This is a genomic window from Streptomonospora alba (assembly GCF_000826685.1).
Lineage (GTDB): Bacteria > Actinomycetota > Actinomycetes > Streptosporangiales > Streptosporangiaceae > Streptomonospora > Streptomonospora alba.
Window position 1 is genome coordinate 91,049 of the sequence record NZ_JROO01000018.1, and the last position, 14,093, is coordinate 105,141.

The 14,093-nt window shown below is 72.5% G+C and carries 10 protein-coding genes and 1 riboswitch; of the genes, 3 read left to right on the plus strand and 7 right to left on the minus strand.

From position 1 onward, the window contains the following. Positions 1 to 94: 94 nt before the first annotated feature. Together gcvP and LP52_RS10610 are read right to left on the minus strand one after the other, a co-directional pair. Positions 95 to 3,019, minus strand: coding sequence for an aminomethyl-transferring glycine dehydrogenase (gene gcvP / locus LP52_RS10605; RefSeq protein ID WP_040272851.1), 2,925 nt, complete (start codon positions 3,017 to 3,019; stop codon positions 95 to 97). Between the two features lie 113 nt (positions 3,020 to 3,132). Then, a riboswitch (glycine riboswitch) is annotated at positions 3,133 to 3,224 on the minus strand. 292 nt (positions 3,225 to 3,516) lie between these two features. After that, positions 3,517 to 4,113, minus strand: coding sequence for a MerR family transcriptional regulator (locus LP52_RS10610; RefSeq protein WP_040272852.1), 597 nt, complete (start codon positions 4,111 to 4,113; stop codon positions 3,517 to 3,519). A 439-nt stretch (positions 4,114 to 4,552) separates the two neighbouring features. Between LP52_RS10610 and LP52_RS10615 the strand changes: the two genes are divergently transcribed. Beyond that, complete coding sequence (locus tag LP52_RS10615; protein WP_040272854.1) at positions 4,553 to 5,071, plus strand: hypothetical protein; 519 nt, start codon at positions 4,553 to 4,555, stop codon at positions 5,069 to 5,071. A 162-nt stretch (positions 5,072 to 5,233) separates the two neighbouring features. Continuing rightward, positions 5,234 to 6,505: an FAD-binding protein gene (locus LP52_RS10620; RefSeq protein ID WP_040272856.1), complete on the plus strand. Its 1,272-nt coding sequence runs from the start codon at positions 5,234 to 5,236 to the stop codon at positions 6,503 to 6,505. A 92-nt stretch (positions 6,506 to 6,597) separates the two neighbouring features. On the opposite strand, the gene ligD is transcribed toward LP52_RS10620, so the two are convergent. Then, complete coding sequence (ligD, locus tag LP52_RS10625) at positions 6,598 to 7,503, minus strand: non-homologous end-joining DNA ligase (RefSeq protein ID WP_238580841.1); 906 nt, start codon at positions 7,501 to 7,503, stop codon at positions 6,598 to 6,600. A gap of 101 nt (positions 7,504 to 7,604) precedes the next feature. On the opposite strand from ligD, the gene ku reads away from it, so the two are divergent. Beyond that, a complete protein-coding gene (gene ku / locus LP52_RS10630) occupies positions 7,605 to 8,744 on the plus strand; it encodes a non-homologous end joining protein Ku (protein WP_040272858.1) in 1,140 nt (379 codons plus the stop codon). Between the two features lie 70 nt (positions 8,745 to 8,814). Here the strand turns inward: ku and LP52_RS10635 are convergent, their stop codons facing one another. The 4 genes from LP52_RS10635 to LP52_RS10650 form a co-directional block, all read right to left on the minus strand. Continuing rightward, positions 8,815 to 9,765: an ATP-dependent DNA ligase gene (locus LP52_RS10635; RefSeq protein ID WP_040272860.1), complete on the minus strand. Its 951-nt coding sequence runs from the start codon at positions 9,763 to 9,765 to the stop codon at positions 8,815 to 8,817. 132 nt (positions 9,766 to 9,897) lie between these two features. Then, positions 9,898 to 10,368 (minus strand): bifunctional nuclease family protein, encoded by a 471-nt coding sequence (locus LP52_RS10640; RefSeq protein ID WP_040272862.1) that lies wholly within the window; start codon positions 10,366 to 10,368, stop codon positions 9,898 to 9,900. Between the two features lie 277 nt (positions 10,369 to 10,645). After that, positions 10,646 to 11,188 (minus strand): FHA domain-containing protein, encoded by a 543-nt coding sequence (locus LP52_RS10645; protein WP_040272863.1) that lies wholly within the window; start codon positions 11,186 to 11,188, stop codon positions 10,646 to 10,648. 357 nt (positions 11,189 to 11,545) lie between these two features. Continuing rightward, positions 11,546 to 14,044, minus strand: a complete 2,499-nt coding sequence (locus LP52_RS10650) for a mannose-1-phosphate guanyltransferase (RefSeq protein WP_040272865.1) — start codon at positions 14,042 to 14,044, stop codon at positions 11,546 to 11,548. Positions 14,045 to 14,093: the final 49 nt, after the last annotated feature.

The window sequence follows — 14,093 nt, forward strand, 5'->3', positions numbered from 1 at the left end:
CCCGCAGCAGCATGCTGCGGGGCCGGCGGCCGCCTCGCCGTCGTGCCGGGTCCGCGCCCGCCCCTGGTGCGGCGCGGACGCGGATCCGGACGGGCTACACCTCGAACGCCTCCGGCGGCGGGCAGGCGCAGACCAGGTTGCGGTCGCCGTAGGCCTGGTCGATCCGCCCCACCGGCGACCAGTACTTGTCGAACCGCAGTTCCGACACCGGGAAGGCGCCCTCGTGGCGCGAGTAGGGATGCTCCCACACCTGCGCGGTGAGCGCCTCGGCGGTGTGCGGCGCGTTCTTCAGCGGGTTGTCGTCGGACGGGAGCGAGCCGTCGGCCACCCGGTCGATCTCGCCGCGGATGGCGATCATCGCGTCGATGAAGCGGTCCAGTTCGGCCAGGTCCTCGCTCTCGGTCGGCTCGACCATCAGCGTCCCGGCGACGGGGAAGGACATCGTGGGCGCATGGAACCCGTAGTCGATCAGCCGCTTGGACACGTCCTCGTTGCTGACGCCGGTCCGCTTCTGCAGACCGCGGATGTCGATGATGCACTCATGTGCCACCAGGCCGCCCTGCCCGGTGTAGAGCACCGGGTAGTAGGGCTCCAGCCGCTTGGCGACGTAGTTGGCGGTGAGCACGGCCGCCTCGGTGGCCGAGCGCAGCCCCTCCTCCCCCATCATCCGGATGTAGGCCCAGGAGATCTGCAGGATCCCGGCCGAGCCGAAGGGCGCCGCCGAGACGGGGCCCACGCCGGTGTAGGGACCGGCCTCGGGCTGGCTGGGGTGGTTGGGCAGGTAGCCGGCCAGGTGGGAGCGCGCCGCCACCGGCCCCACGCCCGGACCGCCGCCGCCGTGGGGGATGCAGAAGGTCTTGTGCAGGTTGAGGTGGCTGACGTCGGCGCCGAACGCGCCGAGCTTGGCCCAGCCCAGCAGCGCGTTCAGATTGGCGCCGTCGACGTAGACCTGCCCGCCGGCCTCGTGCACCAGGCGGCAGACCTCGGTGATGGTGTCCTCGTAGACCCCGTGCGTGGACGGGTAGGTCACCATGATCGCCGCGAGGTCGTCGGCGTGCTGGGCCGTCTTGGCACGCAGGTCCTGCATGTCGATGTTGCCGCCGTCGTCGCAGGCCACAACCTTGACCCGCATACCGGCCATCGTCGCGCTGGCGGCGTTGGTGCCGTGGGCGGAGCTGGGGATCAGGCACACGTCGCGGCCGGTCTCGCCGCGCCCGCGGTGGTAGCCGCGGATGGCCAGCAGCCCGGCCAGCTCACCCTGGGACCCGGCGTTGGGCTGCAGCGACACCGCGTCGTACCCGGTGATCTCGGCCAGCCAGCGCTCCAGGTCGCGCACGATGCGCACGCTTCCGGCGGCCTGGTCCAGCGGCGCGAAGGGGTGCAGCGCAGCGAACTCCGGCCAGGTCACCGACTCCATCTCGGCGGTGGCGTTGAGCTTCATGGTGCACGAGCCCAGCGGGATCATGCTGCGGTCCAGCGCCAGGTCCTTGTCGGAGAGCCGCCGCATGTAACGCAGCAGGGAGGTCTCGCTGCGGTGGGAGGAGAAGACGGGGTGGGTCAGGTAGTCCACGCCGCGGCGCAGGTCCTCCGGCAGCGCCGCCGAGCTGTGCGCCCGCTCGCCGCCCGCGGCGGCTCCCGTCGCGGCGCCCGAGACCGGGCCGCCGGTGAAGGCCGCCACGATGTGCTCCAGGTGGGCGGTGGTGGTGGCCTCGTCGCAGCTGATACCCACCGTGTCGGCGTCGGCGGCCAGCAGGTTGATGCCGCGCTCGGCCGCCGCCTCGACGACCGCGGCCGCGGCGCCGGGCACCCGCACCCGCAGCGTGTCGAAGAACCGTTCGTCGGCGACGCCGAAGCCGGCGGCGCGCAGCCGATCGGCGAGGTCGGCGGTGTGGCCGTGCACCCGCTCGGCGATGGCCCGCAGCCCCTGGGGACCGTGGTAGACGGCATACATCGAGGCCATCACCGCCAGCAGTACCTGGGCGGTGCAGATGTTGCTGGTGGCCTTCTCCCGGCGGATGTGCTGCTCGCGGGTCTGCAGCGCGAGCCGGTAGGCGGGCTTGCCCGCGTTGTCGACCGAGACGCCGACCAGGCGCCCGGGCAGCTGGCGCTGAAGCCCTTCGCGCAGCGCCATGTAGCCGGCGTGCGGGCCGCCGAAGCCCATGGGGACGCCGAAGCGCTGGGTGGAGCCCACCGCGATGTCGGCCCCCATCTCACCGGGGCTGCGCAGCAGGGTCAGGGCGAGTATGTCGGCGGCGACCACCGCCTGCGCGCCGCGTTCGTGCGCCTCGGCGATGATCGGGCGCGGGTCGCGCACCGCGCCGCTGCCCGCCGGATACTGCACGAGCACGCCGAAGGCGTCGGCGTCGGGCAGCCCTTCGGAGAGGTCGGCCACCACCACGTCGATGCCCAGCGGCTCGGCTCGGGTGCGCAGCACCGACAGGGTCTGCGGGAAGACGTCGGAGTCGACGATGAACACGTCGCCCTTGCCGCGCGTGGCGCGGCGCGCCAGCGTCATGGACTCCGCGGCGGCCGTGGCCTCGTCCAGCAGGGAGGCACCCGTGACGGCCAGTCCCGTCAGGTCCGAGACCATCGTCTGGAAGTTCAGCAGCGCCTCCAGGCGCCCCTGCGAGATCTCCGGCTGGTAGGGGGTGTAGGCCGTGTACCAGGCCGGATTCTCCAGGATGTTGCGCCGGATGACCGGCGGGGTGATGGTGTCGTAGTAGCCTTGGCCGATCATCGAGGTCAGCACCCGGTTGCGGTCGGCCAGCTCCCGCAGTTCGGCAAGCGCCTCCGTCTCGCCGGCCGCCTCGGGCAGCTCCAGCGGCATCGGACGGCCGGGGCCGGCGAGGATCCCCTCGGGCAGCGCCGCGGTCATCAGCTCGCCGGTGCCGGCGTAGCCGACCGTCTTGAGCATCTGGGTGAGCTCGGCCGGATCCGGGCCGATGTGCCGATCGGCGAAGCCGCGGGCGGCCGCGGTGCCGGCGTCCGGCCCTCGTTCACGGGTTGGCTGCTCCGTCATGGAGACCTCCTGGTCGCTGTGCCGCAGTGCGGCTGCTCCTGTCTGGTCTCCCCCTCTGTCGCTCACGGCCCGGGGGCCGAGGCGGCATGTCTCGCCTACCGCTCCAGAGTGGCCTCCTCCACGCGGTCCTTGGTGCCTGAGAGGTTACTGGGGAGTGTTGCCCCGTCGGCGCCCCGCTGATGGGGGTCTCTCCCGCGTGGTATCGACGGCCGGATGTGGTGTCGACTGCTGTGTTCAGTTGTGGGTGGTCCATTATCTACGGCGCCGGCGCGCCGTAGGCGGCGGGGGCGCTCCTGCGGGCTCTACCCGGACGCGGCCTGCCGCATCGCCTCCACCACACGTATCGACGTTACTGGATCCCGACGTCTCCGTGGAGTGGCCGCGACCGGACACGCGTCACACCCGCGACACGCGGCGCGGATCCGCGGGCGCATCGCGTTCGCAGGCGGGCGGACCTCGGCGCCGACGCGGACGGCAGGCGCCGGAGGCGGGGCGGCTCAGCCGGTCTTGCGTTCGCGCCGACGCCGCGCCAGCTCGTCGGCCGGCCGGGCCTGGGGGCTCAGCGGCCCGCTCAGCTCCTCGCCGGGGACTTCGCCGAGAGCGCCTTCGAGCTCGCGCCAGACGCGTCCCAGCGCGATGCCGAAGACCCCCTGTCCGCCCTGCATCAGGTCGACCACCTCGTCGGGCGAGGTGCACTCGTAGACGCTGACTCCGTCGCTCATCAGGGTGATCTGGGCGAGATCGGCGGTCCCGCGGTAGCGCAGGTGGTCCACGGCGGGACGGATCTGCTGCAGGGAGATGCCGGTGTCCAGCAGGCGCTTGACGACCTTGAGCAGCAGGACGTCGCGGGAGTCGTACAGCGCGGGCCGACCCTCCTCAGACTGCACGCTGGGGCCCACCAGGCCGGTGCGGGCCCAGTAGTCGAGTTGCCGATAGGTGATTCCGGCGGCCGCACACGCCGTGGGGCCGCGATAACCGACGTCCATAGGCAGCGCCACCACGTCCTCTTCGCACAGCAGGCCCTGCTCCCCAGCTCGCCGTATCGCTGTATGCCTGAGAGCGGAGGTTTGCTGCTCACCGCTAGTAACCGCCACGCCGAACCTCCGGCTCCTCGGCCCACGGCGGTTTGACAGGGGGCATGAAGGGTGCGCCGCGGGTTCCTTCGACAATGAAGGTAAGCCGGTCGCACGGACAGCGTCAACGACACCCTCCGGCGCGTCGCGGAACCTCTTTCATCGCCGCCGAGCCTTCATGCCGTCCATCCGCAAGCCTAAGGCCCCCAGAGCCGGCGGGCGACGGTCACGCGACCGTGACCTGCACCGGAACCGGAACGCCGCCCGCGCGGCGCTTTGATCACGCTCCGGTCACGCGCCCGAGCCGGCGACACGCCACCCCGCCCGGCGCGCCGCGGCACCGACCGGGCCACCCGGTCGGCGGCGGGCGCTCGGCGCGTTCGCGCCTGCGCGGCGAGCCGCCCCCCGGTCGCGCACGCGCGTTGCCGCCCCCCGCCCGCATGCCGGTAGGCTCCCGCGAATGCGAGCACACGACGAGCAGCGCGGTCCGGCCGTGCTGCGCCGCGCCCGCGTGCTGCTGTGGATCCAGCTGGCGGCGGGGATCGCGGCCTTCGCCGCAAGCGCCGGCCTGCTGTGGATCGGCGGGCAGGCGACCCGGGTCACCGCGTGGTGGAGTGCCGCGGGCCCGCTGGTCATCGTCGCCGCGGCCGTGGCGCTGCTGCTGTACCTGCCGTTGGCCCGACGGCCGCGGCGCGGGGTGCTGGTGGCGGTGCTGCTCCTGCCGGCCGCCTTCGACGTGGGCGACTCCCTGGCCGGATTCGTCCCGGACGGACTCTCCGAGCGCGGATTCGGCTGGTTCGCCTACACCTCCGCACCCGCCGCGCTGCTGCGGTTCTTCCTGCCCCTGATGGACGCCGCCCTGCTGGCCGCGATGGCGGGCAACCTGATCGCCGTGGCCAACGCCGTCCAACTGATCCTGCCCTCCGCCCGCCCGGCCTTCCGCACAGCCGCCTCGGACGACACGCCGCCGCCCGCCTGAGCGCGACGCCTCGGCCCCGCCCGTGCGGAGCACGGCAGCCCTGGGTGCCGCCGCCCCCGACCCGCGCGACGGAGCCCGCAGCCGCGTCTGGTAACTGTGGTGGCTGCCTACACCGGGCGGCCTCGACCCGCCCGATCCATCCACCCCGGGAAGGGGCCGAAGGTGAATCGGCGGACCACGAACTGGGCGGGCAACATCGGCTTCACCGCCGAACGCCTCCACCACCCCTCCACCGTCGCCGAACTGCAGGCGATCGTCGCCGGCACCGAGCGGGCCCGCGCCCTCGGCAGCGGGCACTCCTTCAACGCGGTCGCCGACACCGCCGGCGCGCTGGTTTCACTCGCGCACCTGCCGCGCACCAGGGAACTGGACACCGCGACCGGCAGGGTGCAGGTGGGTGCGGGCGTACGCTACGCCGAGCTGGCCCAGTGGCTCCAGGAGCGCGGCCGCTCCCTGCACAACCTGGGATCGCTCCCCCACATCTCGGTGGCGGGCTCCTGCGCAACCGCCACCCACGGCTCCGGTGACGCCAACGGCAACCTCGCCACAGCCGTGGACGGGCTGGAGCTGGTGACGGCCGAGGGCGACCTGGTGGCTCTGAGCCGCGAGGAGCACGGCGCCGACTTCGACGGCATGGTGGCCTCCCTGGGCGCGCTGGGCGTGGTGACCTCGATGACGCTTCGCACCGCGCCCGAGTTCGACGTCACCCAGCGGGTCTATGAGGACTTGCCGCTGGAGGCGCTGGACGACCACTTCGACGCGATCACCGGCGCCGCCTACAGCGTCAGCCTGTTCACCCGTTGGCGCGACCCGGTCATCGACCAGGTGTGGGTCAAGCACCGCGTCGGCGACGCCCCGCGCGGGGGCGAGGAGTCGGGCTTCTTCGGCGCGCGGCCGGCGGCCGGCCCGCGCCACCCCGTTCCGGAGATGGCCGCCGAGAACTGCACCGAGCAGATGGGGGTGGCGGGCCCGTGGTCGGAGCGCCTGCCGCACTTCCGCCCGGGTTCGCCGCCCAGCAGCGCCGGCGAGGAGCTGCAGGCGGAGTACCTGCTTCCGCGCGCCCAGGCGGTGGCGGCGCTGCGGGCGCTGGAACCGCTGCGCGAGCGCATCGCCCCGGTCCTGCAGATCAACGAGATCCGCACCATCGCCGCCGACGAGCTGTGGCTGAGCCCGAGCTACCGCCAGGACACCGCGGCCTTCCACTTCACCCTGGTGCCCGACACCGCCGCGGTGCTTCCGGTGCTGAGGCTGATGGAGGAGCGCCTGGCCCCCTTCGGCGCCGTCCCGCACTGGGGCAAGCTGTTCACGCTACCGCCCGAAGCACTGCGCGAGCGCTACAGCCGCCTGCCGGACTTCGCTGCGCTGGCCCGCCGCTTCGACCCCGGCGGCAAGTTCGCCAACGCCTTCCTGCGCGAGTACGTCTTCGGCGATTGAGGTCGGGAACCGCAGGGCCCGCATGAGGGCGGTCGGGGACGGCTCCCGGCGGTTCCTTCTCCACCGCCGAGGGCGGGCGTCCCCGGCCCCCGCTACAACCGCTCGATGGCGCGGCGGGGCGAGCGGGCGTGGCGGCCGATGTCGCGCCAGGGGTCGCTGTCGGCGCGCTCGGCGAAGGTGCGCACGGTCCACCGCTGTGCCGAGTCCACCCCCTCCAGTTCCTCCCACGACAGCGGGGTCGCCACGGGCGCGCCGGGCAGCGCGCGCACCGAGTACGGCGCCACCGCCAGCTGGGCGTAGCCGTTGCGCAGGTAGTCCAGGAACAGCCGCCCGCCGCGCCGCTGCTTGCGCAGCAGGGTCGTCAGCTCGTCCGGACGCCGGCGGGCGACCAGCTCGGCGATCACGTGGGCGAAGTCGCGGGCCTGTGCGGCGTCGATCTCGGGGCGGATGGGGACCACCACGTGCAGCCCGCGCGATCCCGTCGTCATCGGGTAGGCGGCCAGCCCCAGGCCCTCCAGCACCTCGCGGACGTCGTGGGCCGCGCGGCGCACCGCCGCGAAGTCGTCGCCGGGCGGGTCCAGGTCGATGATCAGCCGGTCGGGGGTGTCGACGTCGGGCGCCCGGCTCAGCCACGGGTGCAGCGTGATGGCGGCCTGGTCCGCCAGCCACACCAGGGTCGCGGCGTCGTCGCAGACGAGCATCTCGGTCTCGGCGCCGCCGCCGTCCTTGGGTACGCGCACCGAGCCCGCCCAGGAGGGTGCGTGGGAGGGGCGGTTCTTGACGTAGAACCCGCCCTCGGGGTCGCCGATGCCGTGCGGATAGCGCTGCATGGCCAGCGGACGCCCGCGCAGATGGCGCACCATCGGCTCGGCGACCGCGCGGTAGTGCTCGGCGAGTTCGCGCTTGGTGACCCCGCCGGGCTCGAACAGCTCCTTGTCGGGTTTGCCGATGCGGACCCGGCGCCGGCCCACCCGCCATATCAGCGCTTCCCCGTTCACCGCGCTCCCCCCGTTCGTGTGTGTCTTTACTCGCTGTCTGCGGCGTTTTACCTGCTAACGGGCACTATGGGAGGTAGGTCCGAGCGGAAGGAGGCACACCGATGGCCTCTCCGGTGTGGAAGGGAACCTTGAGTTTCGGGCTGGTGAGCCTGCCCGTCGGGCTGTTCAGCGCCCGCCAGCGCCACGGAACGCGCTTCCATCAGTTTCAGCGCGGAACCTCCGACCGGATCCGCTACCGGCGGGTCAACGAGCGCACGGGCGACGAGGTCGGCTCGTCGGAGATCGTGCGCGGCACCCAGGCCGAGGCGTCGAGCTCCGATGAGTACATCATCGTGGAGCCCTCCGAGCTGGAGGAGATCGCGCCGGGGCGGTCGAGCTCGCTGGAGATCAGCGCGTTCGTACCGGCCGGCGACGTCGAGGCGCTGTGGTACGACTCCGCCTACTACGTCGCGCCCGACTCCAAGGGCTCGGCCAAGCCCTACCGGCTGCTGTGCCAGGCTCTGGAGCGATCGGGGCGCCTGGGCCTGACCACGCTGGTGATGCGCGAGCGCCAGCACCTGGCGGTGGTGGGGCCTCAAAACGGCGTGCTGACGCTGAGCACGCTGTGGTGGGCCGACGAGGTCCGCGATCCGGAGGAGACGCTGCCCAACATCCCCAGCGCCGACCTGGGCGAGCGCGACCTGGAGCTGGCCGAGCAGCTGATCGGCGCGATGGCCGACGAGTGGCGGCCCGAGGACTACACCGACGACTACCAGGAGCGCATCGACGAGCTGATCCGCGCCAAGAGCGCGGGCGAGCGGGTGCGCTACGCCGAGGAGGGGCCGCCTCCCGAGACCAACGTCGTGGAGCTGACCGAGGCGCTGCGCGCCAGCCTGCGCAGCGGCGAGGAGAGCGCCGACCGGGGCTCGGGCGCCGGGGCCGGGGGCCGCCGCTCGGCCCCGGCCGGCGGCGGGAAGGCCAAGGCTTCGGCCTCCGGTGGCGGGAAGGCCACGGGCTCGGCCTCCGGGGGCGGCAAGGCCAAGGGCTCGGCCGCCGGGGGCGGGGGCGGCGGCCGCTCGCCGGGGCGGGGCGGCGCGCCTCCCGAGCCGCGCGAGGCACCGGTGTCGGAGCTGTCCAAGCGCGATCTGTCCCGCCTGGCCTCGGAGCTGGACGTCCCGGGCCGCTCGAAGATGGACCGCCGGGAGCTGGAGGAGGCCGTCGAACGGGCCCGCTCCGAGGGGGCGGCGCGCCCGGCCTCCTGACCCGCGGTGCGGTGCCGCCGCCGGTGCGGCCGCGCCTGGGCGCCTGCGCGCCTCGGGTGCCGGCTCCATCTCACTCCTCGATGGACAGGTCGGTGGGCACATCGGCCGGCGCGAGGTCGGTGCGGGCACGCAGGTAGCCCACGGCGTGGCGCCAGCGCCCCGCCGAGGTGGCCGCGTCCGGCGAGATCTCCACGACCACCTCGGGAACGACCCGCACGTACTCGCCTCGGGCCGTGCCCCATCGTGAGGGCAGCCGCTCGGGCCATGGGTGGTCGCCGCCGGAGGGGCGCAGGAGCCCGCCCAGCTCTCGGCGCTGCGCGGGGGCGAGTTCGCCGCTGCGCCCGACGACCCGCAGCGCCCCGGTCTGGGAGTCGCGCCGGCCCACGATGAGCTCACGCGGATCGCCGGGCGCGCCGAGCACACCGCCCACGATCGCCTCGGTCGTGATCCGGTGCTTGTACTTCAGCCAGTCGCGCCGACCCGGCCGGTAGCGGCCGCGTCCGTCCTTGGCGACCAGGCCCTCCACGCCGACGCGCCACATCTGCTCGAACCACTGCCGGGCGACGTCGGGGGCGCTGGTCTGCCAGCCGAGCATGACCGCAGGTTCGCTCGCGCTGCGCATCAGCTCCTCCAGGCGCCGGCGCCGCTCGTCCAAAGGGCTCGCGGCCAGCTCGGCTCCGCCGAGGCGCAGCAGGTCGAAGACGATGTAGTGGCAGGGATCGGTGCGCGCCAGCCGCTGGGCGGCCGCGGCTCCCGCGTGGCCGCGGCGCTGCAGCCCGGAGAAGTCGAGCCGGCCTTCGGGCGACCAGCGCACGATCTCGCCGTCGACCGCGGCCCCTTGGGGCAGTACCGCCTCCAGGGCCGCGGCGACGTCGGGGAACGCGGAGTCGAGCCGCCGGCCCGACCGCGAGGTCAGGTACACGCCGCCGTCGCGCTCACCTAGGGCGCGGTAGCCGTCCCACTTGGGTTCGTAGCGCCAGTGCGGGCCCTCGGGCAGGCCCTCCGCAGTGCGCGCGAGCATCGGTTCCACGCAGCGGGAATGCCCACTGAGCGGCCGCGTCAGTGGTGCGCTGGGACGATGTTGGGCCGATGTTGACGCGGCGTTGGCCCGCTCGGGCGCCGCGGCGGCGCCCGAGCCGAGCGGCGGCGGGGGTCAGGTGGTGCGGCCGAAGTCCTCGGGCGAGATCTGGTCGAGGAACTCGCGGAACTTCTCGACCTCGTCCTCCTGCTCGTCGGGGATGGGCACGCCGGCTTCCTCCACCACGTCCTCGTGGGCGTAGATGGGCGCACCGGTGCGCAGCGCCAGCGCGATGGAGTCGGAGGGGCGCGCGCTGACTTCGACCCCGTTGGAGAAGACCAGTTCGGCGTAGAAGATGCCGTCGCTGAGCGAGGTGATGTTGACCGTGGTCAGGTCGGCGTCCAGCGCGTCGAGCACGTCGCGGAAGAGATCATGGGTCAGCGGACGGGCGGGCATCACACCCTGCTGGGCGAGGGCGATCGCGGTGGCCTCGACCGCACCGATCCAGATCGGCAGGTAGCGCTCACCGTCGGTTTCCTTGAGCAGGACGATCGGCTGATTCGAGGGCATCTCGACTCGGACGCCGACAACCTCCATGTGCTTCACTGCGGCTCCGTCCCACGACTCGTCGTGCCGGAGGGGGCACCCGCCAGGGTGTGCTCTGCTCCGTCTTCTTCACGGTACACCGCCACGCCGACAGACGTCCGAGGCAGGTCCGGGGCCGTCGACGCCCGGACCGGACTCCTGCGACCCTCCCCGACACCGCATCTCGGCGACATGACCGCGATGCCCCGATCGCGCCATCGGTGGCGGTCTTCCCTAAAGGCTCTCCGGTGCGGGGGGCGGGCAAACCTGGTCGGCGCGGCCGAAAGGGCCGCGCGCCTCAGCGGCGCGGCTTGGTGAGCAGAACCAGCCGGAACTTGCCGATCTGCACTTCGTCGCCGCCGCCGAGTTCGGCCTCGTCTATGCGCTCGCGGTTGACGTAGGTGCCGTTGAGGCTGCCGACGTCGCGGACGCCGAATCCGTTTCCGCGCCGGAAGAACTCCACGTGGCGCCGGGAGACGGTGACGTCGTCGAGGAAGATGTCGCTGTTGGGGTGGCGGCCCACGGTCGTGACGTCGCTGTCGAGGAGGAAGCGGCTGCCGGCGTTGGGGCCGCGCTTGACCACCAGCAGCGCCGTGCCCGGAGGCAGGGCGTCGACGTTGGTGGGCTCGCCGGGAAGGTCCTCGCCCTCGGCCTCGGCCTCCAGCGCCTGGATGCCCGCGATGGAGATGGTGGAGGTGGTCTCGCCGACGGAGTCGCGGCTGCCGCCCGAACCCGGGGCGGCCTCCTGCCCGGCCGCACGGATGGGGGAACCGCAGTTGGAGCAGAAACGGGCATCATCCGCAACGGCGTGACCGCACTGCGTGCAGTAAACGCTCGACATGGGTCGGCTCGGCCTCCTACCGCACGGGGGCGGTGCTTGATCGGCTGGTGGTCCTTCAGCGCGGGTGGGGGCGTCCCCCGCACCCACGGGGAAAACGGGGCGGGCCGGTGCTGTGTTCCCCGGCTCGCCTCGGATTCTCACATGGTGTCATCCCCTGCCGTGCTCTGGTCGTATACAGCTGCGCCCCGCCCGGATCCGCCCATGCGTGCGGCGACCTGCCGGTGGGGAACACCCGACTCTAAACCATATCGGCGCCGCACAGGCGGCGGTGCCCGCCGGGCGGGGCGCGCGGGCTGCGGCCGAATTCGGTCGCAGCCCGCGCGCCCGCGCCCGGGCGCCGCATCGGCCTCGGGAGGCTCAGCCTTCGGCCTGCTCGACCACCTGGGCCCATTCCTCCAGCAGCCGCTGGGCGGTGTCGGAGTCGGGGCCCTCCGACCACAGGTGGGTGACCGCCTCGGAGGTGTCGGGCAGGATCAGCGCCCAGGCTCCGTTGGGCTCGACCACGCGCACACCGTCGGTGGTGTCGACCTCGCGGCCCTCGGAGGCCTCGACCACCGCGCGCATCACGCTGCCCTTGACCGCCCACGGTGTGGGCACCGAGCGGCGCAGCAGATGGGACTGCGGAATGCGCCGGTCGATCTCGCTGAAGGACATGCGGGTGCGTGCGACCAGGCCCAGCAGCCGCACGAACGCGGCGATGCCGTCGCTGGTGCGGGAGAACTCCGGCACCACGTAGCCGCCGCGGCCGTCGGAGGCGAAGACGATGTCCTCTGCCTGAGCGGCCTTGGTGAGCTCGTCGACGGCCGTGGGGGTCCACTGCACCTCGACCCCGTGGTAGCCGGCGACCTGGCCCGCCACGCGTGTGGTGGTCACCGGAAGGGCGATGCGCCCGCCCCCGCGCTCGGCGGCGATCAGGTCCAGTATCACCAGCAGGGCGCGCTCGTTGTCGACCACCTGGCCGTTCTCGTCGACGACCGACAGGCGCTCGGCCACCGGGTCGAAGCGCACGCCGAAGTCGGCCCGCGAGGAGGAGACCAGCTCCCCCAGGTGCTGCAGGTCGCGCATCTGCTTGGCGAGCGTGTCGGTGGGCGAGTCCTCGTCGAGCTTGTTGTTGACGGTGAGGACCTCGACCCCGAGCCGGCCCAGCAGCGAGGGCAGGATGAGCGATCCGGTGCCGCCGGCGCAGTCGACGACCACCTTCAGCCCGGCCTCGCTGACGCCCGAGGTGTCCACGGTGCGCAGCAGGTCGTGGGCGTAGTTCTCCACGCCGCGCGAGGGGAAGGACAGCTCGGCGATCTCGCCGGGGAACGCGCGGCGGTACTCGGCCCGGGAGAACACCCGCTCCAGCTTGCGCTGAGCCGCCGGCGACAGGTCGGCGCCGCGCTCGTCGAAGAACATGATGTCCACCGACTGCGGGTCGCCCGGCGAGGTGCGCAGGCTGATGCCGCCGGCCACCCCGCTCTGCGAGGTGTGGAAGCGCGCCACCGGCAGCGGCACCACCTCCAGATCGCGCACGTCGATGGCGCTGGCGGTGAGTGCGCTGATGACCGCCCGCTTGAGCGCGCGCGCCGCCCGGGAGACGTCGCGCGAGGTGGTCACCACCGAGCCCTTCTTCAGCGTGGTGGCGAACGCGCTGGCCAGCCGCACCGCCAGTTCGGGCGTGATCTCGACGTTGATCAGCCCGGAGACCCCGCGCTGGCCGAACAGCGAGCGCTGGCCGCGCGACTCCCAGATGACGTTGCTGTTGACGACGGCGCCGGCCTCGATGGTCTTGAAGGGGTAGACCTTGACCTCGTTGGAGAGGTACGCCTCGGACTCGATGACGCACTCTTCGCCGACGATCGCCCCTTCCTCCACGCGGGCGCTGGACATCACGTCGGTATTCTTGCCGATGACACAGCCGCGCAGGTTGGTGCTGGCGCCGATGTAGACGTTGTCGTGCACCACGGCGCGGTGCAGGAACGCCTCCGAGCGCACCACGACGTTGCTGCCCAGCACGGTGAACTCGCGCAGCTCCGCACCGGCCTCGACCTTGGCGTAGTCGCCGATGTAGAGGGGGCCCTTGAGCACGGCCTCGGAGTCGACCTCGGCGCCCTCGGCCATCCAGACCCCGGGCGAGACCTCGAAGCCGTCGATCTCCACGTCGACCTTGCCGGAGAGCACGTCGGCCTGGGCGCGCAGATAGCTCTCGTGGGTGCCGACATCCTCCCAGTAGCCGTCGGCGATGTAGCCGTAGACGGGCTCGCCGTCCTTGACCAGCTTGGGGAACACGTCGCCCGACCAGTCGACCACCTCGCCCTCGGCGACCTCGTCGAGGACCTCGGGCTCCATGATGTAGATGCCGGTGTTGACGGTGTCGGAGAACACCTGCCCCCAGGTGGGCTTCTCCAGGAACCGCTGCACCCGCCCCTGTTCGTCGACGATGATGATGCCGAACTCCAGCGGATTCTCGACCCGCTTGAGCCCGATGGTGACCTTGGCGCCGTTCTCGCGGTGGAACCGCACCATGTCGGTCAGGTCGATGTCGGTCAGCGCGTCACCGGAGATGACGATGAACGGTTCGCCGCGCAGGTACTCCTCGGCGTTCTTCACGCTTCCGGCCGTACCCAGGGGTACCTCTTCGGCGACGTAGTCGAGGTTCATGCCGAGTTCCTCGCCGTCGCCGAAGTAGTTTCGGATCAGCGTGGCCAGGAATTGCACGGTCACGACGGTGTCGTCGAAGCCGTGCCGATTGAGCAGCCGCAGGACGTGCTCCATGATCGGCCGGTTGACGACGGGCAGGAGTGGCTTGGGCTGGTTGGCGGTCATCGGGCGGAGGCGGGTGCCTTCGCCTCCGGCCATGACTACGGCCTTCATCGGGGCCACCCCCCGACCCCATGACGTGGACGGCCGGACGCCCTCGGGC

Excerpts from the sequence above, each read along its gene's own strand:
- gcvP (WP_040272851.1), bottom strand. The coding sequence starts at position 3,019 with ATGACGGAGCAGCCAACCCGTGAACGAGGGCCGGACGCCGGCACCGCG.
- LP52_RS10615 (WP_040272854.1), top strand. The coding sequence starts at position 4,553 with ATGCGAGCACACGACGAGCAGCGCGGTCCGGCCGTGCTGCGCCGCGCC.
- ku (WP_040272858.1), top strand. The coding sequence starts at position 7,605 with ATGGCCTCTCCGGTGTGGAAGGGAACCTTGAGTTTCGGGCTGGTGAGC.
- LP52_RS10635 (WP_040272860.1), bottom strand. The coding sequence starts at position 9,765 with ATGCTCGCGCGCACTGCGGAGGGCCTGCCCGAGGGCCCGCACTGGCGC.
- LP52_RS10645 (WP_040272863.1), bottom strand. The coding sequence starts at position 11,188 with ATGTCGAGCGTTTACTGCACGCAGTGCGGTCACGCCGTTGCGGATGAT.
- LP52_RS10650 (WP_040272865.1), bottom strand. The coding sequence starts at position 14,044 with ATGAAGGCCGTAGTCATGGCCGGAGGCGAAGGCACCCGCCTCCGCCCG.